This window comes from Sulfitobacter sp. OXR-159 (assembly GCF_034377145.1).
GTDB lineage: Bacteria > Pseudomonadota > Alphaproteobacteria > Rhodobacterales > Rhodobacteraceae > Sulfitobacter.
In genome coordinates this window covers 2,247,333-2,267,530 of sequence record NZ_CP139707.1, presented here as the reverse complement: position 1 = coordinate 2,267,530, position 20,198 = coordinate 2,247,333, and the positions used below count along the sequence as shown (strand labels likewise).

The 20,198-nt window shown below is 58.7% G+C and carries 17 protein-coding genes and 6 pseudogenes; 11 read left to right on the top strand and 12 right to left on the bottom strand.

Annotation, left to right across the window (positions count from 1 at the left end; genetic code table 11):
• The first annotated feature begins 73 nt into the window (after positions 1 to 73).
• Positions 74 to 490: a hypothetical protein gene (locus T8A63_RS11650; RefSeq protein ID WP_300057709.1), complete on the top strand. Its 417-nt coding sequence runs from the start codon at positions 74 to 76 to the stop codon at positions 488 to 490.
• A gap of 44 nt (positions 491 to 534) precedes the next feature.
• On the opposite strand, the gene petA is transcribed toward T8A63_RS11650, so the two are convergent.
• Positions 535 to 1,092, bottom strand: coding sequence for a ubiquinol-cytochrome c reductase iron-sulfur subunit (petA, locus tag T8A63_RS11645; RefSeq protein ID WP_067941198.1), 558 nt, complete (start codon positions 1,090 to 1,092; stop codon positions 535 to 537).
• Between the two features lie 547 nt (positions 1,093 to 1,639).
• On the opposite strand from petA, the gene T8A63_RS11640 reads away from it, so the two are divergent.
• Entirely contained in the window at positions 1,640 to 1,939 is a 300-nt protein-coding gene (locus T8A63_RS11640; RefSeq protein ID WP_322343895.1) for a helix-turn-helix domain-containing protein, read from the top strand.
• 84 nt (positions 1,940 to 2,023) lie between these two features.
• On the opposite strand, the gene T8A63_RS11635 is transcribed toward T8A63_RS11640, so the two are convergent.
• On the bottom strand, positions 2,024 to 2,464 hold the full coding sequence (locus T8A63_RS11635; protein ID WP_322343894.1) for a hypothetical protein: 441 nt from the start codon (positions 2,462 to 2,464) through the stop codon (positions 2,024 to 2,026).
• A 62-nt stretch (positions 2,465 to 2,526) separates the two neighbouring features.
• On the opposite strand from T8A63_RS11635, the gene tnpA (T8A63_RS11630) reads away from it, so the two are divergent.
• From tnpA (T8A63_RS11630) to T8A63_RS11615, 4 genes and pseudogenes are all read left to right on the top strand, one after another.
• A complete protein-coding gene (gene tnpA / locus T8A63_RS11630; protein ID WP_322343893.1) occupies positions 2,527 to 2,934 on the top strand; it encodes an IS66-like element accessory protein TnpA in 408 nt (135 codons plus the stop codon).
• Positions 2,931 to 3,281, top strand: coding sequence for an IS66 family insertion sequence element accessory protein TnpB (gene tnpB / locus T8A63_RS11625; RefSeq protein ID WP_067630184.1), 351 nt, complete (start codon positions 2,931 to 2,933; stop codon positions 3,279 to 3,281). Before tnpA (T8A63_RS11630) ends, tnpB (T8A63_RS11625) begins: the two co-directional genes overlap by 4 nt.
• A 60-nt stretch (positions 3,282 to 3,341) precedes the next feature.
• Positions 3,342 to 5,049: pseudogene (gene tnpC, locus T8A63_RS11620) on the top strand (IS66 family transposase).
• Positions 5,050 to 5,301: 252 nt separating this feature from the next.
• Positions 5,302 to 5,490: pseudogene (locus T8A63_RS11615) on the top strand (transposase); the annotation flags it as partial.
• On the opposite strand, the gene T8A63_RS11610 reads toward T8A63_RS11615, so the two are convergent.
• A complete protein-coding gene (locus T8A63_RS11610; RefSeq protein WP_322343892.1) occupies positions 5,474 to 6,124 on the bottom strand; it encodes a lysylphosphatidylglycerol synthase domain-containing protein in 651 nt (216 codons plus the stop codon). The pseudogene T8A63_RS11615 and the gene T8A63_RS11610 sit on opposite strands and share 17 nt — an antisense overlap.
• Between T8A63_RS11610 and T8A63_RS11605 the strand changes: the two genes are divergently transcribed.
• Positions 6,006 to 6,368, top strand: a complete 363-nt coding sequence (locus T8A63_RS11605; RefSeq protein ID WP_322345793.1) for a hypothetical protein — start codon at positions 6,006 to 6,008, stop codon at positions 6,366 to 6,368. The two genes, T8A63_RS11610 and T8A63_RS11605, sit on opposite strands and share 119 nt — an antisense overlap.
• 197 nt (positions 6,369 to 6,565) lie before the next feature.
• On the opposite strand, the gene T8A63_RS11600 is transcribed toward T8A63_RS11605, so the two are convergent.
• From T8A63_RS11600 to tnpA (T8A63_RS11585), 4 genes and pseudogenes are all read right to left on the bottom strand, one after another.
• On the bottom strand, positions 6,566 to 7,282 hold the full coding sequence (locus T8A63_RS11600; RefSeq protein WP_300058128.1) for a copper resistance protein B: 717 nt from the start codon (positions 7,280 to 7,282) through the stop codon (positions 6,566 to 6,568).
• A 29-nt stretch (positions 7,283 to 7,311) separates the two neighbouring features.
• Positions 7,312 to 9,184, bottom strand: a pseudogene (tnpC, locus tag T8A63_RS11595) (IS66 family transposase).
• A gap of 60 nt (positions 9,185 to 9,244) precedes the next feature.
• Positions 9,245 to 9,595: an IS66 family insertion sequence element accessory protein TnpB gene (gene tnpB / locus T8A63_RS11590; protein ID WP_067630184.1), complete on the bottom strand. Its 351-nt coding sequence runs from the start codon at positions 9,593 to 9,595 to the stop codon at positions 9,245 to 9,247.
• Positions 9,592 to 9,999, bottom strand: a complete 408-nt coding sequence (tnpA, locus tag T8A63_RS11585; protein ID WP_290844652.1) for an IS66-like element accessory protein TnpA — start codon at positions 9,997 to 9,999, stop codon at positions 9,592 to 9,594. Before tnpA (T8A63_RS11585) ends, tnpB (T8A63_RS11590) begins: the two co-directional genes overlap by 4 nt.
• 174 nt (positions 10,000 to 10,173) lie before the next feature.
• Here tnpA (T8A63_RS11585) and T8A63_RS11580 point away from each other — a divergent pair, with 174 nt between their 5' ends.
• The 3 genes and pseudogenes from T8A63_RS11580 to T8A63_RS11570 all read left to right on the top strand — a co-directional run.
• Entirely contained in the window at positions 10,174 to 10,614 is a 441-nt protein-coding gene (locus T8A63_RS11580; protein WP_067941069.1) for a hypothetical protein, read from the top strand.
• A gap of 173 nt (positions 10,615 to 10,787) precedes the next feature.
• Positions 10,788 to 10,901: pseudogene (locus T8A63_RS11575) on the top strand (transposase); the annotation flags it as partial.
• Positions 10,902 to 10,963: 62 nt separating this feature from the next.
• A pseudogene (locus tag T8A63_RS11570) lies at positions 10,964 to 11,793 on the top strand (IS3 family transposase); the annotation flags it as partial.
• Between the two features lie 56 nt (positions 11,794 to 11,849).
• Here T8A63_RS11570 and T8A63_RS11565 read toward each other — a convergent pair.
• A pseudogene (locus tag T8A63_RS11565) lies at positions 11,850 to 13,224 on the bottom strand (IS256 family transposase).
• Between the two features lie 91 nt (positions 13,225 to 13,315).
• Entirely contained in the window at positions 13,316 to 14,527 is a 1,212-nt protein-coding gene (locus tag T8A63_RS11560; RefSeq protein WP_300051805.1) for a bifunctional alpha/beta hydrolase/OsmC family protein, read from the bottom strand.
• A gap of 168 nt (positions 14,528 to 14,695) precedes the next feature.
• Between T8A63_RS11560 and T8A63_RS11555 the strand changes: the two genes are divergently transcribed.
• Positions 14,696 to 15,850 carry an aminotransferase class I/II-fold pyridoxal phosphate-dependent enzyme gene (locus T8A63_RS11555; RefSeq protein WP_322343891.1) on the top strand — a complete coding sequence of 385 codons (1,155 nt, stop codon included), beginning with the start codon at positions 14,696 to 14,698 and terminating at the stop codon, positions 15,848 to 15,850.
• An 82-nt stretch (positions 15,851 to 15,932) separates the two neighbouring features.
• Here T8A63_RS11555 and ligD read toward each other — a convergent pair whose 3' ends face one another.
• Genes ligD through T8A63_RS11540 form a run of 3 tightly spaced genes read right to left on the bottom strand, consistent with a single transcriptional unit; the run spans position 15,933 to position 20,187 of the window.
• Positions 15,933 to 18,392 carry a DNA ligase D gene (gene ligD, locus T8A63_RS11550; protein ID WP_322343890.1) on the bottom strand — a complete coding sequence of 820 codons (2,460 nt, stop codon included), beginning with the start codon at positions 18,390 to 18,392 and terminating at the stop codon, positions 15,933 to 15,935.
• Positions 18,392 to 19,228: a Ku protein gene (locus T8A63_RS11545; RefSeq protein ID WP_317389557.1), complete on the bottom strand. Its 837-nt coding sequence runs from the start codon at positions 19,226 to 19,228 to the stop codon at positions 18,392 to 18,394. The genes ligD and T8A63_RS11545 overlap by 1 nt, the downstream gene beginning before the upstream one ends.
• 11 nt (positions 19,229 to 19,239) lie before the next feature.
• Positions 19,240 to 20,187 carry a YihY/virulence factor BrkB family protein gene (locus tag T8A63_RS11540; protein WP_067623518.1) on the bottom strand — a complete coding sequence of 316 codons (948 nt, stop codon included), beginning with the start codon at positions 20,185 to 20,187 and terminating at the stop codon, positions 19,240 to 19,242.
• Positions 20,188 to 20,198 lie beyond the last annotated feature (11 nt).

Here is a 20,198-nt window from a genome sequence, read left to right as displayed (position 1 = left end):
CCAAGGCATTGCATCAGATATTAGCGCGGTTCACGGCTAAGAGCGCTTGCTCGTTGATATAGGCACCGCCACGTTGGAACATCCTGATGGCCGCGTCGGTGACGTTATCTTTGCGATTGCGGGGGCTGCCAAGTTGCGCGCGGTTATCGAAGAACATGGTGCTAAAGGGGAGCTGGATACGCGTATTCAGAATGTCATGCGCAGTTTTTATGCGCGCCACTACTACCGTATGCTTACCTCCTTGCTGAATGCGTTGCAATTTCGATCGAACAACGCGATGTGGCATCCGTTATTGACCGCTTTAAATCAGATTTTCCGGTTTGCAGCGGCTGGCCGCCGAATAGCTCCGGAAGACGGCATTCCCTCTGGGCTCATCCCCGCCAAATGGCGCAAAGCCGTCATCGATAAGGCTGGCCGGGTTAATGTTGTGTCCCTCGAACTCTGTGTGCTGACGCAGCTTCGAGAGCGCATCCAGGCTAAGGAAATCTGAGTTGAAGGGGCAGATCGCTACCGCGATACAGATGACGACCAGCCTCAGCCAATCGTCAAAACCAGATCATTAGATAGCTGCATTTCTGGAATATGAAGATTTTCAGGCGCAGGGCCCTTTCTTATCCGCCCGGCAGTGTCGTAGTGCGATCCGTGACAAGGACAGAACCATCCACCAAAGTCCCCGGCACCATCGCCTATCGGCACACAACCCAAGTGGGTGCAAACACCAATCATGACAAGATACGCCTCTTTTCCCGCTACTGCCCGATTATCGTCGGTTGCCAAAGCGTCTCCGTCAATGTTTGGGTTTCTTGCAATCTGGTCCGGCAAATCTTCAAGCGCTTCAGACTTTGCAGCGGCGATTTCTTCCTCAGTTCTGAAACGAATGAACACGGGCTTCCCTCGCCATTTCACAGTTAACTGACTACCGGTTTCCAATGACGATATGTCCACCCTGATCGTTGAAAGTGCCATGACGTCAGCCGTAGGATTCATTTGATTAATCAGAGGCCAAACCGCCGCACCAACTGCTACTGCACCAGTGCCTGCAGTGGCGAAATAAAGAAAATCCCTGCGTTCAGCTATTTGGATATCATTCATATCTAGGTTTCTCGTTTGTTGGATTAGACGATGTATGCTTGTGGCAGGCAGGATAAGCTTCGTGTCCTTCCGCTCGGGCGACCCTAGCCATAACGCCGACCTCAGCTTTGTTTAGGCTTGCAACTTCAGGTATAGGCGTATCGTCAGCAAAATTTTCGCGTTAATAGACTAGTTACATCCAAGTCGTCTAAGGTTTGAAGATTTAGTCAACATTGATTCCGCGTACAAATAGCGACGTAATTGGTTCCTGTGTGGGAAGGTCAATAGCCGATTTCAAAGTCACTTCCCAAAATGCCTGCCTATCCTTTGCACCTCATCTGCTTTGGCATCATGTTGCCTTGGCAGATGGAGCTGTCTCATGGCCACTAACAACTTGGAGGACAAAAAATTTGGATGGCATCGTTGCACGCGCTACAAATCTTCAAACGTAAATCTGATCAACTGGCTTCATATTATTAACATAATTAATCCTATAGGTCGTTTTTTCCAACGCAAGGCGCGCGCTACCCTAAAGTGCGACTCTTGTTAGAAAACAGTAGTTTATCTAATGAGAGGAATCGGTATGGGAGCCGTTTACAAGCAACTGAGTATCACAGAACGACGCAAGATAGAACGTTGGAGACACGCCAAGGTCCCAGTTAACGAGATGGCGCGCGTCCTGAAGCGCTGCAGATCAACGATATTTCGCGAGCTAAAACACATCCATTTCTTGCACGAAAACATATCTGGATGTGACGGCTCTTACGGCGCCGCCGCCCATATGATGCAAGCGGATCGTCGTGGCCGGAAGCGCAAGCTAATCAACTCCAGAACTGAGCGGCGCGGAAGTTGTAGCAAAACTGGTTAGATTTAATTTCGACTGCCAATACAAAAGCTGTTAAGAAAGCCTTCTCAATCTTCTCCCAAGCGAACGCGGACTTCTAGAGGAGTTCTAATCGTTCTGAAACACACGCTCTCTGGGCCTAGAGGACACCTCTGAAAGCACCTCACGCAAATCGCTAACCATCTTGTCGCCTTCGAACTCGATGCGCTGGTAAGCCACCAAGAATGAGAACCTTTCAGCAGCGCTCAATTTCTCAAGCCGCAGCTTCACGGATTCATAAATCGTCGCAATTGGATTTCTGGACATTTCCTTATAGGTAGGATGTTGCAGCAAATCTGCATAGAGGACCTCCCAGCCGCCGCACCCCGATTTCATCTTCTCGTAGCGCAGGTCCAACAATCCAACATACCACTCCATGGGTGTCAGCATTGGAAAGTATGTGGATGCCAAACAGACCGCCGCATCCAAAACATCGCAGACTTTAGCGCCGTTTTCTACGGCGACTTCCGAGCAGCTTTGTGCGTCACTTGACAACTCGGGCTCAGACAAGTTGTAAACCTCCGGCGACGGCCGTCTGATCTCAGGCTCGATCCGATGGTAAGTCCGACCTTATGTCCGACTTTATCAACCGCCCTCAAATCGAAGTTCTGTCTGCTGCCGATGGTGAACGCCGCCGGCATTGGTCGGATGATGACAAACTGCGCATTGTGGAAGAAAGCTTTATTGGCCACCGTCAGGTGACAGCCACGGCGCGGCGACACGGCATTTACCGGTCGCTTTTGACGACTTGGCGGCGGCAGTATCGAAACGGTGAGCTTGGGTCTTCTGGCTCTGTACCGTTCGCGCCGGTGACTGTGCCGAAGGAAGTTTCCGCGTCGCAGGCAAATCCGATCGATGCCATTCCATCTCCGGACTGTCGGGTTGAGGTAGCCCTTCCGAATGGGCGTCGACTCATCGTGCCGATCGGCGTGGAGTCCGAAGCGCTTGCTCGGATTCTGGCAGTGGTGGATCGGCAATGATCGCGTTTCCGGCGGGCGTGAAGGTGTGGATCGCAGGCGGCGTCACCGATATGCGGCGGGGCATGAACACGCTGGCGCTACAGGTGCAAGAAGGGCTCGGCCGCGATCCCCATGCGGGTGAGATATTTTGCTTCCGAGGTCGTAAGGGCGACCTCGTCAAGATCCTGTGGCATGATGGCGTGGGCATGTCGCTTTATCTAAAGCGCCTGGAGGCAGGCAAGTTCATCTGGCCCGTGAGCCGGTCGGGCGAAGCGGTGCAGATATCGGCGGCGCAGTTAGGCTATCTTCTGGAGGGCATCGACTGGCGCAATCCTCGCTGGACACAACGCCCTGCAAAGGCTGGTTAATTCAGGCCAGAAAGCCTGTTTTTATTGGTGTTCCGCGGCCCCGGCTGGTAAATATCGGTCATGTCTAATGCCGCCTCTGAACTCGCCAAATTACGCGCTGCCCTGGCCGCCGCAGAGGCCCGTGCAGATGTTGCGGAAAGCGAGCTGGCGCAGGCCCGCGCGGTTGTCTCCTGCTCCGAGGCGATGATCCAAGAGCTCAAGCTCGAGATCGCCAAACTGCGCCGTGACAAATACGGTATCTCGTCAGAACGACGCGCCCGGCTGATCGATCAACTGGAACTGCAGCTTGAAGAGATGGAAGCGGCGGCCACCGAGGATGCCTTAGCCGCAGATCAAGCAAGCGAGAAAGCCAGCACGGTGCGCGCCTTCACGCGCCGCCATCCCGTGCGCAAGCCGTTCCCCGATCACCCGTTGCCCGGCAGTCGCTGCTTGCAGCGATGAGAGGGAGCCGCGCGAGCGGGTTGTTGTTGAGGCACCGGCCGCCTGCACTTGCTGTGGCTCGGACCGGATCGTGAAGATGGGCGAGGACATCACCGAGACGCTGGAGGTAATCCCACGTCAGTGGAAGGTGATCCAGACTGTGCGCGAGAAGTTCACTTGCCGGGCCTGCGAGAAGATTAGCCAGCCGCCGGTGCCGTTCCATGCGATTCCGCGCGGATGGGCCGGACCCAGCTTGATCGCAATGCTGATCTTCGAAAAATACGGACAGCACCAGCCGTTGAACCGGCAGGCAGAGCGCTTTGCGCGTGAAGGCGTTGATCTGAGCCTCTCCACGCTGGCAGACTTGGTCGGGCACGCGACTGTCGCCTTGCAGCCGATCCATGCCCTGATCGAAAGCCATGTGCGTGCCGCTCACCGCCTACATGGCGATGATACCACCGTGCCGCTTCTGGCGCGGGGCGGTGCAAAAAAGGCCCGGCTCTGGACCTACGTGCGTGATGATCGGCCATGGAATGGTGGCGCCCCACCAGCGGCGTTCTTCCGCTTCTCTCGAGATCGCGGCGCAACCAATCCCAATCAGCATCTGGCCGGATGGCAAGGTGTGCTGCAAGCCCCCTCTCATGGTTTGCAAGCAAACCACTGCCGGGCAATGGACGCCTATGGTGGATACAACGATCTCTATCGCGAAGACCGCGACGAGGGGCCCGTGACCAGTGCGTTGTGTTGGTCACATGCCCGCCGGAAGTTCTTCGAACTGGCCGACATTGCGGGCAACGTCCGCAAGGGCAAACCCGCCCATCAGATCTCGCCGGTCGCACTGGAAGCGGTGAAACGGATCGATGCCATCTTCGACATCGAGCGCGAGATCAATGGGCTGGATGCTGATGCCCGGCTCGTCGCCCGCCAGAACCTGTCCCGTCCCCTGGTGAACGGCCTCCACGACTGGCTGCAGGACGAGCGCGCGAAACTGTCCAGACACAACAAGGTGGCCAAGGCGATCAACTACATGTTTGAGAAGCGTGGCCGTTGGCAGGCCTTCACGGCATTCCTCGATGACGGGCATATCTGTCTGACGAATAATGCGGCCGAACGCGCTTTACGTGGCGTGGCACTGGGCAGAAAGTCGTGGCTCTTCGCAGGCTCAGAGCGCGGCGGTGAACGGGCTGCCGCCATGTATACCCTTATCGTCACCGCCAAAATGAATGACATCGATCCGCAGGCCTGGCTCGCCGATGTTCTCGCCCGGCTGCCCGACTTGCCCGTCTCGCGCGTGCATGAACTTCTGCCTTGGAACTGGAAAGCTCTATCCCTTCCGCAAGCAGCCTAACCATGCAGCTGAACAAGGTGTATTCCGTCAAGACAATCGACCGCGTCGCTGTCGAACTGGGCGAAACCGTCAATAAGATCTTTGATCGCCACCGGTATGGAAACCGAAGATGGTATAATCTGGGTCTACGGTCCCAGCGACGAAGGTGTCATCGCATTCACTCCAATCGGGATCGAAAACCTGCAAGAGCTCATCGAAATGGACCGTGATCGCGAGCGATGACCTACCTGTGGCCTACGCCGGATGCTTACCATCCCTGGTCGCAAGTCGCGCAAGAAGGTCGTTAGATACGACAAGCGTCGTTACAAGCGCCGCAACCGCATTGAGAGAATGTTTGGCAGGCTCAAAGACTGGCGACGCGTCGCAACCCGCTATGACAGATGTCCAAAAGTATTCCTGTCGGCAATCGCCCTCGCTGCAACCGTCATATTTTGGTTATGAGTCCTGAACCTAATAATTCGAATGCCAAGGCCGAGCCGATGATGAAGCCCCCCGGCACCAGGACGAACCGCGACAGCACCAGTGAAAATCCGGCAAAGACCATCAGGAAAAGGTAGTTGGACGGTGCCAGCACCACGCCCAGTGCAAGCCCCGCCCACAGGTAATGTGTGGCAGAGATTATCTTTGCCGCAAAGGCGCCAAGCAGAACGTTCAGCCGGTGGCGCGTTGCCCGCGGCCAGAGCACGCCCTCACACAGCGAACTTCTGAGCGCAGCACCGTCGGCGCGGCTCCATGCCGCAATCCGGTCGAACAATCGGCAGATCAGCGGCCCGTCCTGTCCGAACAATGCGCGAAACCGGAACATCGCCCAGAGTGCCGCCCCAAACAGAATAAGGTTCAGCGCGCCTGCAACCGCAAGTCCAAGTTCCAGATTGCCTTGAATTTGCGGCACTTTTCCTGTCATCGCCACCAGCCCGGCGAAAAGTGCAAAGACCACGCCGTCAATAAATCGCGCGATGATTGTGGTTATCAGGACCGTTCCCATCTTCAAACCCTCCATCCGGGCGACCAGCCAGGATCGAACCAGCGGGCTGATGCCGAGTGGCACCAGAACGTTGGCGCCATTTCCAGCCATTCGCGAGCTGTTCCAGCAGGATGGTAAGCGCCAGTATCGCGATCCAACCGGTGTTTGCCGTGCCGAGGCCCGTCACGAAAAGACCCAAGTCAAGGTCGCGATAAAGCCAGAAGATGAACGCAAGCGCGATTGCGCCTCCGAAAAGCGGCGGTACCCAGCGTTTGAAATGCAGGGCGGCTTGATATTCAGCGAGGCGGCGTTTGATAATTCAATTCCAATTTACCAGTTGTCCTTTTGCGGGTGAGCTTAATCTACACGACTTGCAGTAGCGTCCCCAGATCAGAACCGACACTTGGATATGCTGCCGTCATCGGTTTGAGTTGCTTTGCTGTCAGCCCGAGCTTTATCGCCAGCCCGAAAAAGTTGATCTGTGCAACACGGCCCCAATTGGCCCCGTCCCGCAAACAATTACCAGCGGGACGGGGCCTTACTCATAAAGCGTTAGAAAAACAGACGCGTTCCGACCACAAGTGAGAGGTTGTCGCTTTGCCCCCCGCCTGCCTCGATCAGGTCAGCAGTGCCGCCAAAAGATTTCTCGTAATTCACTCCGACGTAAGGCGAAATGGCGCGATCCACGAGATCGTAGCTGAGCCGTGCGCCGATCTCGATCGTTGCACCGCCAGCCGCTTGGCCCGCCTTGATGTCGTCCTTGAACGGCATATTGACTTCGATGCTTGGCGTCAGGATCAACCGGTTGGTCAGCAAAGCCTCGTATTCAGCCTCAAATCGGCCAAACGGGTGCTCTGAGAGGTAAAGATCTGCGTCGATCTCGAACCACTGCGGAGCGAGCCCTTTGACGCCGACCACCAGATTATACCGGTCGGGTCCGTCAGTCGGGGTGCTTGCATGCGCCCCGACCACAGCATCAAAGAATGTTGAAATCGGCATTTGCAGACGCAGCTGGTTTTCGAGCGTCTCGAAGTCGTTTGACGCTGTCTCCATCTCCGCTTCGCTTCTGAATACCAGCTTCAATTCATCATTGCCGACCATGGCGTCGAAATCCCAAACGAGGAGCTCTTCGTCATTTTCGCCGAAACGGTATTCAAGCTGCTCGGCTTGAATGCCATAGATCAGCGGTGCCACACCGGGCTCTGCTAAGGCAGCGCCTGCGGCAAAGGTTGCAAGAGCCACTGCTCCGGACGTGATAAGGTTTTTCATAGGGGTACCCTTTGGATGTGTCTGAGTGCTCATGCTGGACCACCGACAACGACGACTTTGCGGAACATGCCCGCTTCGGCGTGGTAGGACAGGTGGCAGTGGAAGGCCCACTGGCCGGAGGCATCAACTTCGGTTTCGGTATAGACCGTGGTGCCGGGATTGATGTTGACCGTGTGCTTGATGGGGTCCCATTTTCCCTTGCCGGTATCAAGCAAGGACCACATGCCGTGCAGGTGCATCGGGTGCGCCATCATCGTCTCGTTCACGAACTTAAAGCGTACACGCTCGCCATAGTTCAGCACGATCGGGTCGGCATCTTTCATTTTGGCGGTGACGATAAGGGTATACATGGCGGCAGCCCGTTCACCGCCGCGCTCTGAGCCTGCGAAGAGCCACGACTTTCTGCCCAGTGCCACGCCACGTAAAGCGCGTTCGGCCGCATTATTCGTCAGACAGATATGCCCGTCATCGAGGAATGCCGTGAAGGCCTGCCAACGGCCACGCTTCTCAAACATGTAGTTGATCGCCTTGGCCACCTTGTTGTGTCTGGACAGTTTCGCGCGCTCGTCCTGCAGCCAGTCGTGGAGGCCGTTCACCAGGGGACGGGACAGGTTCTGGCGGGCGACGAGCCGGGCATCAGCATCCAGCCCATTGATCTCGCGCTCGATGTCGAAGATGGCATCGATCCGTTTCACCGCTTCCAGTGCGACCGGCGAGATCTGATGGGCGGGTTTGCCCTTGCGGACGTTGCCCGCAATGTCGGCCAGTTCGAAGAACTTCCGGCGGGCATGTGACCAACACAACGCACTGGTCACGGGCCCCTCGTCGCGGTCTTCGCGATAGAGATCGTTGTATCCACCATAGGCGTCCATTGCCCGGCAGTGGTTTGCTTGCAAACCATGAGAGGGGGCTTGCAGCACACCTTGCCATCCGGCCAGATGCTGATTGGGATTGGTTGCGCCGCGATCTCGAGAGAAGCGGAAGAACGCCGCTGGTGGGGCGCCACCATTCCATGGCCGATCATCACGCACGTAGGTCCAGAGCCGGGCCTTTTTTGCACCGCCCCGCGCCAGAAGCGGCACGGTGGTATCATCGCCATGTAGGCGGTGAGCGGCACGCACATGGCTTTCGATCAGGGCATGGATCGGCTGCAAGGCGACAGTCGCGTGCCCGACCAAGTCTGCCAGCGTGGAGAGGCTCAGATCAACGCCTTCACGCGCAAAGCGCTCTGCCTGCCGGTTCAACGGCTGGTGCTGTCCGTATTTTTCGAAGATCAGCATTGCGATCAAGCTGGGTCCGGCCCATCCGCGCGGAATCGCATGGAACGGCGCCGGCGGCTGGCTAATCTTCTCGCAGGCCCGGCAAGTGAACTTCTCGCGCACAGTCTGGATCACCTTCCACTGACGTGGGATTACCTCCAGCGTCTCGGTGATGTCCTCGCCCATCTTCACGATCCGGTCCGAGCCACAGCAAGTGCAGGCGGCCGGTGCCTCAACAACAACCCGCTCGCGCGGCTCCCTCTCATCGCTGCAAGCAGCGACTGCCGGGCAACGGGTGATCGGGGAACGGCTTGCGCACGGGATGGCGGCGCGTGAAGGCGCGCACCGTGCTGGCTTTCTCGCTTGCTTGATCTGCGGCTAAGGCATCCTCGGTGGCCGCCGCTTCCATCTCTTCAAGCTGCAGTTCCAGTTGATCGATCAGCCGGGCGCGTCGTTCTGACGAGATACCGTATTTGTCACGGCGCAGTTTGGCGATCTCGAGCTTGAGCTCTTGGATCATCGCCTCGGAGCAGGAGACAACCGCGCGGGCCTGCGCCAGCTCGCTTTCCGCAACATCTGCACGGGCCTCTGCGGCGGCCAGGGCAGCGCGTAATTTGGCGAGTTCAGAGGCGGCATTAGACATGACCGATATTTACCAGCCGGGGCCGCGGAACACCAATAAAAACAGGCTTTCTGGCCTGAATTAACCAGCCTTTGCAGGGCGTTGTGTCCAGCGAGGATTGCGCCAGTCGATGCCCTCCAGAAGATAGCCTAACTGCGCCGCCGATATCTGCACCGCTTCGCCCGACCGGCTCACGGGCCAGATGAACTTGCCTGCCTCCAGGCGCTTTAGATAAAGCGACATGCCCACGCCATCATGCCACAGGATCTTGACGAGGTCGCCCTTACGACCTCGGAAGCAAAATATCTCACCCGCATGGGGATCGCGGCCGAGCCCTTCTTGCACCTGTAGCGCCAGCGTGTTCATGCCCCGCCGCATATCGGTGACGCCGCCTGCGATCCACACCTTCACGCCCGCCGGAAACGCGATCATTGCCGATCCACCACTGCCAGAATCCGAGCAAGCGCTTCGGACTCCACGCCGATCGGCACGATGAGTCGACGCCCATTCGGAAGAGCTACCTCAACCCGACAGTCCGGAGATGGAATGGCATCGATCGGATTTGCCTGCGACGCGGAAACTTCCTTCGGCACAGTCACCGGCGCGAACGATACAGAGCCAGAAGACCCAAGCTCACCGTTTCGATACTGCCGCCGCCAAGTCGTCAAAAGCGACCGGCAAATGCCGTGTCGCCGCGCCGTGGCTGTCACCTGACGGTGGCCAATAAAGCTTTCTTCCACAATGCGCAGTTTGTCATCATCCGACCAATGCCGGCGGCGTTCACCATCGGCAGCAGACAGAACTTCGATTTGAGGGCGGTTGATAAAGTCGGACATAAGGTCGGACTTACCATCGGATCGAGCCTGAGATCAGACGGCCGTCGCCGGAGGTTTACAACCCTCAGGGCAATTCAGGCGTTGGAGTATCTATAAAATTGTTACACCTTTTTCGGGAACCAACAATCTCAAGCTGCGTTATTCTCTAGAGCACTTTGCAGATAGGAGCTAAAAATGAAAACGACTTTGAAAACAATCGCGATTGTTGGGGTTCTGGGCAATGTTTCTGCGCCTGCCTTTGCAGCTGCGCATACGGTCATGGCTACCATGACCTGCGCCCAATATGCTCAGCTAAGCGACAATGATAAATTGGAAGTCGCATCCAAGGCGATTGCTGAGCTTGACGATGGCGGTGATCACGTCGGTTCGATGATCAGCGAGACAAGAAATGATGGTTCTGCGCCAAGCGACATTTCTGTTACTAAAGCCACGGACGCTCAGGAGACTTCAGGCTCGATGATCAATGACACCCAAGCTGTGGAAGATACGGAAGAGGCGGACGCCATGGCTCACACCGATATGGAGCAGAATTTGGAAAACTTTGTGGCCATCTGTGCGCAGAACCCGGACGCACTGGTGAGCGAGGCTGCAGCGAACATGCGCGGTAAAGACTAGGCAGCACACCCATTAATTCTTGTTTGATTGCATAGTTTTGTGATTCACTTTCAACCTAACGGATTGAAGCGGAACGGCTTTCAGCCGGTCCGCTTCAGCGTGAAACCGTATGAGAGCCCCCCTGCGTTTGAAGCCTCCGAAGGGGTAAGGCTTCAAACGCAGGGGGGGCTCTCATGGCCTATTCTAAAGGATCACATACCATATTTTATTACCGATATCATATCGTTTGGGCGACAAAGTACCGTTACAAGGTGCTGTGCGGTCCAATGCGGGAGCGGATCCGCGATGACCTGCCACGGGATTTTTCCTCCACCGTCGATTAGAGTCCGGCCCAACTTGAGGACGGACAATGAAGCGAACGAGATTCACGGACGAACAGATCATCGGCATCCTTGGCGAGCACGAAGCAGGCGCAAAATGCGCGGACTTGTGCCGCAAGCACGGCATGTCGGAAGGCACCTTTTATAACTGGAAGGCCAAATTCGGCGGCATGACGGTGTCTGAGGCCAAGCGGCTGAAGACGCTTGATGATGAGAACGCCAAGCTGAAGAAGCTGCTGGCCGAGCAGATGCTCGATCTGGCTGCAATGAAGGAACTGGTTTCAAAAAAGTGGTGACGCCTGCCGTGAAGCGCGAGGCGGTCGCGCATCTGAAGGCCCTTCTCGGGCTATCGGAACGGCGGGCGTGCCGGATTGCCGGGGCGGACCGCAAGATGGTCCGCTACCAGGCTAAGCGTGCGCCGGACACGGTTCTACGCGGTCGGTTGCGGGATCTGGCCAATGAGCGTCGACGGTTCGGTTATCGGCGGCTCTTCGTGCTGCTGCGCCGCGAGGGCGAGCCCTCGGGGATCAACCGGATCTATCGGCTTTACCGCGAGGAAGGGCTGGCGGTGCGCAAGCGAAAGGCCCGACGCAAGGCTGTCGGGACACGGGTGCCAATCTTGGTCGAAGCACGGCCGAACGCACGTTGGTCATTGGATTTCGTCCACGACCAATTCGCCAGCGGCCAGCGCTTCCGGGTGCTCAACGTGGTCGACGATGTCACCCGGGAGTGCTTAGCGGCAATCCCGGATACCTCGATTTCGGGACGGCGTGTGGCACGCGAGCTGACGGCATTGATCGAGCGGCGCGGAAAGCCTGGCATGATTGTCAGCGATAATGGGACCGAACTAACCAGTAACGGGGAGTCTCATGAACTTTGTGTATCTGGCCTGGCCCATGCGGGTTTTAGATACAGTCACGCATTGAAGCGATCCTCGAACATTATGGCGAAATGATTGCGGGCCGCAAACCATTCTCGAACATTCCGGCCGCCTTTCTCAAAGTTGCGGATCGCCAAGTAGATCAGCTTGGTTGCAGCGTCTTCGGTCGGGAACGATCCCCGCGTCTTGATCGATTTGCGGATTACACGGTTCAAGCTTTCAATCATTGCCCGGCAGGCGCATGCAAAGCATGCTGCCGAGAGGGGGCGTTGGTGGTGTAGATGATCTTCCGGATGGCAGGATCAAAAGCAAAGAACGGGATCACTTCCTGCCAAGCTCTGCGCCAGGCCGGTGCGATGGAGGCATATTTCCCGGCCCATTTTTCCTCGAAGGCATCCAACTCCAAGCCAGCTTGATCGGCTGTAGGGGCGCTGTAAATCCGCCGCAGATCGGCTGCCACCTCCTTGCGATCTTTCCAAGCACAGAAGTTCAGCGAATGGCGCACGAGATGAACAATGCACGTTTGCACGGCCGTGTCCGGAAAGGCTGCTGTGATGGCATCCATTGCCCGGCAGTCGAAACGCAGTTTCGATGAGAGGGAGGGAAGCCCTTGAGACCATCTACGACCGCAATCAGGATGTCTTGCAGCCCACGGTTCTTCAGCTCTGTCATCACCGAGAGCCAAAATTTGGCGCCCTCGTTGTCAGCGATCCAAAGACCGAGAACCTCGCGCACGCCATCCCTGCTGACGCCGAGGGCCACGTAGACGGCTTTGTTCTTGACCATGCGGCTATCCACTGCCCGGCAGGGCATTGCGAAGCAATGTCCCGAGAGGGGCGTCGCGGATCTTGACCCGTAGAGCGTCAAAAATGACGATGGGATACATCCGGTCCAGCGCCCGGGACTGCCATTCCCGAACCTCATCCAGCACCGCATCGGTCACGCGGCTGATCAAGTCTGGCGAAACTTGCAGGCCATAGACGTCCTCAAGATGAGCACGGATGTCGCGGACGGTCAGACCGGCGGCGTAAAGCCCGATAATCTTGTCATCCATCCCATCAATGCGGGTCTGCCCCTTCTTCACCAGTTCAGGCTCGAAGCTGCCGTCTACTACCCAGCAGGCGATTGCGAAGCAATCTGCCGAGAGGGCCGGTCCCGCGGCACAGCGATAGGCAGTTCGCCGTCTTGCCCCTTCAATCTCTTGGCAGATGAGCCGTTGCGACGGTTGGCCTGATCAGGCGGGGCATCCTTGCCGTCTTCATAGCCCAGATGTGCCGTCAGCTCAGCACCGAGCATCCGCTCCATCAGCTTGATCTTGAGCTCTTTCATTAGCCCGGCATCGCCAAGCAGGTCTTCAGGCCGCTCGCAGCCCTTCAGTAGTTCGCCCAGCAGTTCCTTGGATATGGTCATCGTCCTTGCTCCTCTCAGGAAGCATGGACCAGTTCGCAGTTACACAAAAGATCGGACACTCTCTTGGGCCGGGATGGTAAACCTGTTGTAGCTAAAGCAGTTCGGTCAGCACCGTCGAACTCCGCTCCAACGTCCGATGCACCGGGCATTTATCCGCGATCTCCAACAACCGCTGCCGCTGCTCCTCGCTCAAATCCCCTTCTAACCGGATACGCCGCCGCCACGTGTCAATCTTCTCCGCAGCCCCGGTGCCCGCGTCCTGCGCATGGACCTTGTCATGGCAGACATCCACGCTGACACCCGTCAGCGGCCAGCCCTTGCGCCGCGCATACATGCGGATCGTCATTGACGTGCAAGCGCCCAAGCCCGCAGACAAAAAACCATAGGGCGACATGCCGCGATTGGTGCCGCCATAAGCCAGCGGCTCATCCGCCAAAGCGTGGTGGTGGGGGCCTGCGTTCACGTCTTGCAAGAACCCATCGGCGTCGGCTTCGGTCACGCGCACGATCCCCTCCGGCGCGCCGGGGGGCGGGGCGGGAGATTTCAGTGTCATATAGCGATCCGCCCATGTGGCGATGATCTCTGCCGCATATTCGGCATCGCCCGCGCGGGTGATGAGGTGGTCGGCATCGTCCAGCGTGACAAAGCTTTTGGGATGTTTCGCGGCCAAGAAAATCTGGCCGGCGTTGTCGATGCTTACAATCTCATCGCGCGGGGCATGGAGCACCAGCAGCGCGGCTTTCAGCTTGGCGATATCAGGGGCGAGGGAGGCGCCCTGCACATCGTCGATAAAGCCCTGACTGATGGTGAAAGGCCGCCCGCCAAGATTGACTTCGGCGCTGCCATTGGCCGAAATCTCGGGCAGGCTCTCGGCAAAATTATGGGTGACATGGGCCGGATCGAAGGGCGCGCCGAGCGTGGCGACCGCTTTGACATGGGCCAGTTGCGCTGCGGCTTTCAGCACCGCCGCTCCGCCCAGAGAATGACCGATCAACAGCGCAGGCGCCATGTCGCGGCTCGATAGATAGCTGCAGGCAGCGATCAAGTCGTCGACGTTGGAGGAAAAAGACGTGTTCTCAAATTCACCGCCCGAATGGCCCAGCCCGGTAAAATCAAACCGCAGCACGGCGATGCCCATCGCCGCCAACCGCCCGGCGATACGCCGCGCGGCGGGGATGTCCTTGCCACAGGTAAAGCAATGCGCAAACAGCGCGGTCGCCAGATGCGGCCCTTCGGGCATGTCCAGCCGGGCGGCCAGTTCCGTGCCATCCGGGCCGGGGAATGTGATACGTTCAGTGGCCATGGGGCGCTCCAGTTTGGGGTGCGTCAAAGGTGACATGTTCTGCCGGTGGATCAAGGGCCGCGGCTCTCTGCTCACCCAAGCGTTACGTGAAAGCACTGGCCGTGATCCCATTTGCCCCGGCTTGTTGCTTTGTATACCACTTGGAAAAACATCTGTTGGAGAAACCACTTGGCACAGCCTCCCAAATCGCAATTGCACCCTGCCACCATCGCGGCCCAAGCCGCGGGCGCCGTCGATCCCGCCTCGGGCGGGGTGGTGCCGCCGGTGCAATTTGCCACCACCTATCTGCGCGATGAGAACTACGATCTGGTCAATCCCGACAACGTCTATCTGCGCTCGCACAATGAAAACACCCGTGTGGCGGAGCGTATTCTGAACGCGCTCGAAGGGGCCGAAGAGACGTTGATCTTCCCCTCGGGCATGGCGGCCATCGCGGCGGTCTTCCGGACCGTGCCCAATGGCGCGAGCGTGGTGGTGCAAAGCCAGATTTACTGGGGCACGACGAAATGGATTCGCGATTTCTGCACCCGTCGGCAGATTGCGCTGCATGAGGTGGACGCCAGCGATCTTGATGCCTTTGCAGCACTTTGCAGGGCCGAAAAGCCTGACTTGTGTTTGATCGAGACCCCTTCGAACCCATGGCTGCGGATCACCGATATCTCTGGGGCCGCCGCCGCCGCGCATGAGGTCGGCGCGACGCTGGTGGTCGACAGCACGGCGGCCTCGCCCGTGCTGAGCCACCCGCTGGAGCATGGCGCGGATATCGTGATGCATTCGGCCACCAAGGGGATCAATGGCCATTCCGACGTTTTGGCCGGCTCGCTTGCCACCAATGACGCAGGCGCGCCGCGCTGGCAGATGATCCGCGATGACCGGAACGAGGCAGGCGCGGTGATCGGCCCGATGGAGGCGTGGTTGCTGGCGCGCGGCATGCGCACCCTGCCGCTCAGAATGCGCGAGATGTCCCGCAATGCCATGACATTGGCGGAGTTTCTGGCGGATCACCCGCAGGTCGAACAGGTGATGTATCCCGGCCTGCCGGACCATCCCGGCCACGCCCTTGCTGCGCAGCAGATGAGCGGGGGCTATGGCGGGCTGTTGTCATTTGTCGTCAAAGGCGGGGCGGGAGCGGCGCTGAAAGCGGCAGGGCGGTTGCAGCTTTTCCACCGGGCGACTTCGCTTGGCGGGGTGGAAAGTCTTGTTGAGCATCGCCACACGATTGAGCCGCACACCGGGATCCCCGAAGGGATGCTGCGGCTCTCGGTCGGGATTGAGGATGTCGAAGACCTTGGTGCTGATCTGGGGCAAGCGCTCGGCCAGTGAGGCTGGACTGGCCGCGGGCCTCCGCGGCCAATCTCACCCGAGGCACGGTGTTGTGCCCGTGCAGGTGCGCGAAAGATAACCGCTAGGTTTCAGACCAAGCCTGCAGCTTCTCGATCACCCCATCGGTCAGCGATTGCAGATCGTCTTGCACGGCCCGCGCGGGGCAGGGCCGATCCAGCCGCGCGGCGATATCGCCCATGCGGAACCCGTTGGCACTGTCGAGGTTTTCCAATTCCTCCCATGTCACCGGCACGGCAACCGGCGCACCGGGGCGCGCGCGCAGGGAATAGGGCGCGATGGCCGTAGACCCGCGTTCATTGCGCAGCCAATCGATGAAAATGCGGCCCTTGCGCTTGGCCTTGGACATGGTCGCGACATAGCAATCAGGGTTCTGCGCCGCCATGACATGGGCAAAGGTCTTGGAGAACAGCTTGACCGTCTCCCAGCCGCGTGTCCGGCGTAAGGCCAGCCAGACGTGCACGCCCTTGCCGCCGGTGACGATGGCACCCGATTGCAGGCCCAGAGCCGCCAGCGCGTCGCGCAGCTCAAAGGCTGCCGCGCGGATGTCGGGCCAGTCCAGCCCCTCATCGGGGTCAAGGTCAAAGACCAGCCGGTTGGGGCGGTCCAACCGGTCAACCCGCGCGCCCCAGATATGATATTCCAGACTGCCCATCTGCGCCGCCGCGATCAGGCTTTCGGGCCGCGTGGCATAGAGGTAATCCGCCGCGTCGCCATCGCTTTCCTCAATCGATACCCGTGACAGTGCATCAGGCATCCCGCCACTGTCGTGTTTTTGAAAGAAACATTGCCCGTCGATCCCCGAGGGGCAGCGGAACAGCGACAGAGGGCGATGGCCCATGAGTTCAATCATGCGCGGGCCGACACGCGCGTAGTGCCGCGCCACGTCACCCTTGGTGCAACCGGCGTCGGGGAAAACCTTGCGGTCGGCGTTGGTGATCTGCACGCCGCCGATCTTGCTGTCATCGCCCATCTTCGGCTCCTCCTGCGGTTCCTCCAATGTCACTTGGGCGGCGTCCTTGTCCTGACGTAGGCCCAGAAAACTGCCGTGGCGGATCACGCCATCGGCGGTGAACTCAGTAAAGTCGACCTCGGCCACCAGATCGGCGCGGACCCATTTCGCATCCCGCGCAACCTCGGCTGGCATGTCGCTGGCGGGCGGGGTTTTGCGGGCGGTCATGGCACGGGCAAGATCGGCCATCACCGCTTCGGAAAACCCCGTGCCGACACGGCCTTTATAGCGTAATTCACCCCCCTCATGACTGCCCAACAGGAGCGAGGCAAAGGCGCGGCCCTTTTTGTCAGAGGGGGAATAGCCGATGATGACGAATTCCTGCCGCCGGGTGCATTTGACCTTGAGCCAATTCTTGCTGCGTCTGCCGGAGTAGGGCGCGTCGATACGTTTGCTGATGATCCCCTCGGCCCCGGCTTTGCACGCGCGGTCAAAGACTTCGGGGCCATGACCGACAACATGTTCGCTCAGCCGCAACGGCCCGCCCGCTGGCACGCCGGAAAGCAACTTTGCCAGACGGGCGCGGCGGTCTTTTTGTGCCTCATCCCGAAAGTCATCGCCATCAAGCGACAGCAAATCGAAAGCATAAAAGACCAGCGGATGCCCCTCTTTCAGCGCCTTTTGCAGCGATGAAAACGCAGAGCCATTGATCTTGGCCGCCATGACCTCTCCGTCCAGCAAGGCGCGATCGCAGGGCAGCGGATCAAAAGCATGACCAAGCCCGTTGAATTTGTCAGTCCAATCCTTGCCCGAGCGGGTATAGAGCCGCGCACCGCCCTTGCCGAGTGAGACCAGACAGCGGTAGCCGTCGAATTTCGTCTCATGCATCCAATCCTCGCCCTCGGGCGCGTCGGAAACGAGCGTGGCAAGCTGTGGTTTGACAAAGCTGGGGTTCTTGCCTTTGCGTTTGGGCTGTGGGTCCGCGACATCTTTCGCGGGGGCATCCTTGGCGATTTCCGCCATGGTGCGGCCTGTGGTGATAGACCGGGCAGTGCCCTTGGTCAGCCCGTCCGGCACATCGCGGGCATAGTCGTCGCGCTCCTTGATCAGCAGCCAGTTCTCCCGCTTTTCCTGGCCCCGCATCCGCACCAGTGTCCAACCGCCCTGCATCTGTTGGCCTTGCAGCGTGAATTTGAGCTTGCCGTCCTTCAACCCCTTGGCGACATCGCCCTGCGGCATCCATGTGCCCCGGTCCCAGAGCATCACCGTGCCGCCGCCATATTGCCCCTTTGGGATCGTTCCTTCGAACCCGCCGTAGTCGAGCGGGTGATCCTCTGTCCGCACGGCAAGACGCTTTTCGGATGGGTCGGGGGAGGGGCCTTTGGTGACGGCCCAGCTTAGCAGCACCCCCTCCCATTCAAGACGAAAGTCATAGTGCAGGCGGGTGGCGTCGTGTTTCTGGACGACAAAGCTTTGGCCCGCACCGTTGCCGATCTGACCACGGGGTTCGGCTGTCGCCTTAAAATCGCGCTTTGCGTTATAATCGGCAAGCCTGTCGGGAGATTTGGCCATCACGAGGCCTTCTTGCGCGGCGCCTTCTTCTTGGCGCTGGATTTACCGCCCGCTTCCTTCAGGCTCTCTTTCAACGCGCCCATTAGGTCGATGACATTCTCGCCCTCGGCAGGGCCGTCATCCCCGGTTTGCACGCGCGGGGTTTTCTTGTTTTTCACCTTCGCATCCAAAAGCTTTTGCATCGCCTCGGCATATTTGTCGGTATAGGCGGAGGCGTCGAAGGGGGCTGTTTTCTTGTCGATCAGCGATGTCGCCACATCGAGCAGGTCCTTGTCGGTCTTCTCATCCTCGATATCGGTGAAAATCTGATCCGCCTCACGCAGCTCATCGGCGTAGTGCAGCGTCTCCATCAGCAGCCCGTCGCCACAGGGTTTGACGCAGGCCAGATATTCTTTGCCGCGCATGGTGACCTGCCCCAAACCGACCTTGCCCGCTTGGCGCAACGCGTCGCGCACCACGCGGTAGGCGTCTTGGGCCAGATCGTCAGAGGCGGTGATGTAATAGGGCTTGTCAAAATAGAGCGGAGAGATTTCGCAGGCGTCGACAAATTGCACCAGCTCAAAGGTCTTCTTCGTCTCGAGTTTGATCTCATCCACTTCGTCGGGGTCAAGCAGGATATATTCGTCACTGCCGACCTCATAGCCTTTGACGATATCTTCTGCCTTGACCGGCCCGATGCCGGGCACGGATTTCTCATAGCGCACCCGCTTGCCCGAGGGTTTGTGAATCTGCCGAAAAGAGACCTTGGAACTGGTCTTGGTGGCCGAGAATATCTCGACCGGGATCGACACCAACGACAGGCGAAGCTGACCTTTCCAGAGTGCGCGCGGTGCCATTGGATCCCCTCCTATTTACCCTTGGCGCGGCCCAGCCTGTCGGCCTTGACCGCGTCGCGGTGGCCCATCGGCTCTTCTGGACCGGTGGTGCTGTCCTTACGGGTCTGGGCTTCCATTTCGGAGTTGAACTCGGCCCCCAAGAGCACGATGAAGGCCGAAATCCACAGCCACATCAGCAGGATGATCGCCCCGGCCATGCTGCCGAAGCTCTCGTTATAGCTGCCGAAGTTGCTGACATAGATCGAAAAACCGACAGAGGCGACGATCCACAGGATGCAGGCGATGACAGAGCCGGGGGTGAGCCATTTCCACTCTGCGTCATCGCGGGCGGGGCCATAGCGGTAAAGCACGGCCAGCGCGAGCGTTGTGAGCGCGGCAAGCAATACCCAACTGCCATAGGTGAGCAATGTCTCAACCCAATCCGGCAGGGCGAGGAAGGCGACTACCGCAGGCACCGCCAGTGTCGCGGCAAGACCCAAGAGCAGCACACCGATCAGCATCACGGTGAGGCCCAGTGTCCAGATCAGTTTGGTGACGAAACCGCGGGTTTCATTCTCATCATAGGCCACGTTGAGACCTTCCATCAGGCTGCCAACGCCCTTGGAGGCAGAGTAGAGCGCAAGACCCAGACCGATGAGAAAGGCCCAGCCGAGCCCGGTCTCTTCCGATCCGGTCACAGCAACGGCCTGATCGAGAATGATGGTGGCGGCTTCTTTGGGGATGAGGTTTGTCAGCGCTTCAAGCTGGGCGGTGACCTGAGCAGGCTCCATCACCAGCCCGGCCAGCGCCATCAGCGCGGTAACAGCGGGAAAAATCGCCAGCAGCGCATAAAAGGCGACACCGGCGGCAACGAGCGACACGTGATCGGCGGCGATTTCGTCCTTGACCCGAAACAGGATGTCTTTCCATCCGGGGGCCGGTATCTCCATCGGCGTTTCCGCTTCACGTCCGCGCGCCATAATCGTACCTC

Coding starts and splice junctions, on each gene's coding strand:
- tnpB (WP_067630184.1), bottom strand. CDS start 9,595: ATGATCGCGTTTCCGGCGGGCGTGAAGGTGTGGATCGCAGGCGGCGTC.
- T8A63_RS11605 (WP_322345793.1), top strand. CDS start 6,006: ATGATTGTGGTTATCAGGACCGTTCCCATCTTCAAACCCTCCATCCGG.
- T8A63_RS11610 (WP_322343892.1), bottom strand. CDS start 6,124: ATGGCTGGAAATGGCGCCAACGTTCTGGTGCCACTCGGCATCAGCCCG.
- T8A63_RS11540 (WP_067623518.1), bottom strand. CDS start 20,187: ATGGCGCGCGGACGTGAAGCGGAAACGCCGATGGAGATACCGGCCCCC.
- T8A63_RS11600 (WP_300058128.1), bottom strand. CDS start 7,282: ATGAAAAACCTTATCACGTCCGGAGCAGTGGCTCTTGCAACCTTTGCC.
- tnpA (WP_322343893.1), top strand. CDS start 2,527: ATGTCCGACTTTATCAACCGCCCTCAAATCGAAGTTCTGTCTGCTGCC.
- ligD (WP_322343890.1), bottom strand. CDS start 18,392: ATGGCCAAATCTCCCGACAGGCTTGCCGATTATAACGCAAAGCGCGAT.
- T8A63_RS11580 (WP_067941069.1), top strand. CDS start 10,174: ATGAAAACGACTTTGAAAACAATCGCGATTGTTGGGGTTCTGGGCAAT.
- tnpB (WP_067630184.1), top strand. CDS start 2,931: ATGATCGCGTTTCCGGCGGGCGTGAAGGTGTGGATCGCAGGCGGCGTC.
- T8A63_RS11640 (WP_322343895.1), top strand. CDS start 1,640: ATGAGAGGAATCGGTATGGGAGCCGTTTACAAGCAACTGAGTATCACA.
- T8A63_RS11545 (WP_317389557.1), bottom strand. CDS start 19,228: ATGGCACCGCGCGCACTCTGGAAAGGTCAGCTTCGCCTGTCGTTGGTG.
- tnpA (WP_290844652.1), bottom strand. CDS start 9,999: ATGTCCGACTTTATCAACCGCCCTCAAATCGAAGTTCTGTCTGCTGCC.
- T8A63_RS11560 (WP_300051805.1), bottom strand. CDS start 14,527: ATGGCCACTGAACGTATCACATTCCCCGGCCCGGATGGCACGGAACTG.
- petA (WP_067941198.1), bottom strand. CDS start 1,092: ATGAATGATATCCAAATAGCTGAACGCAGGGATTTTCTTTATTTCGCC.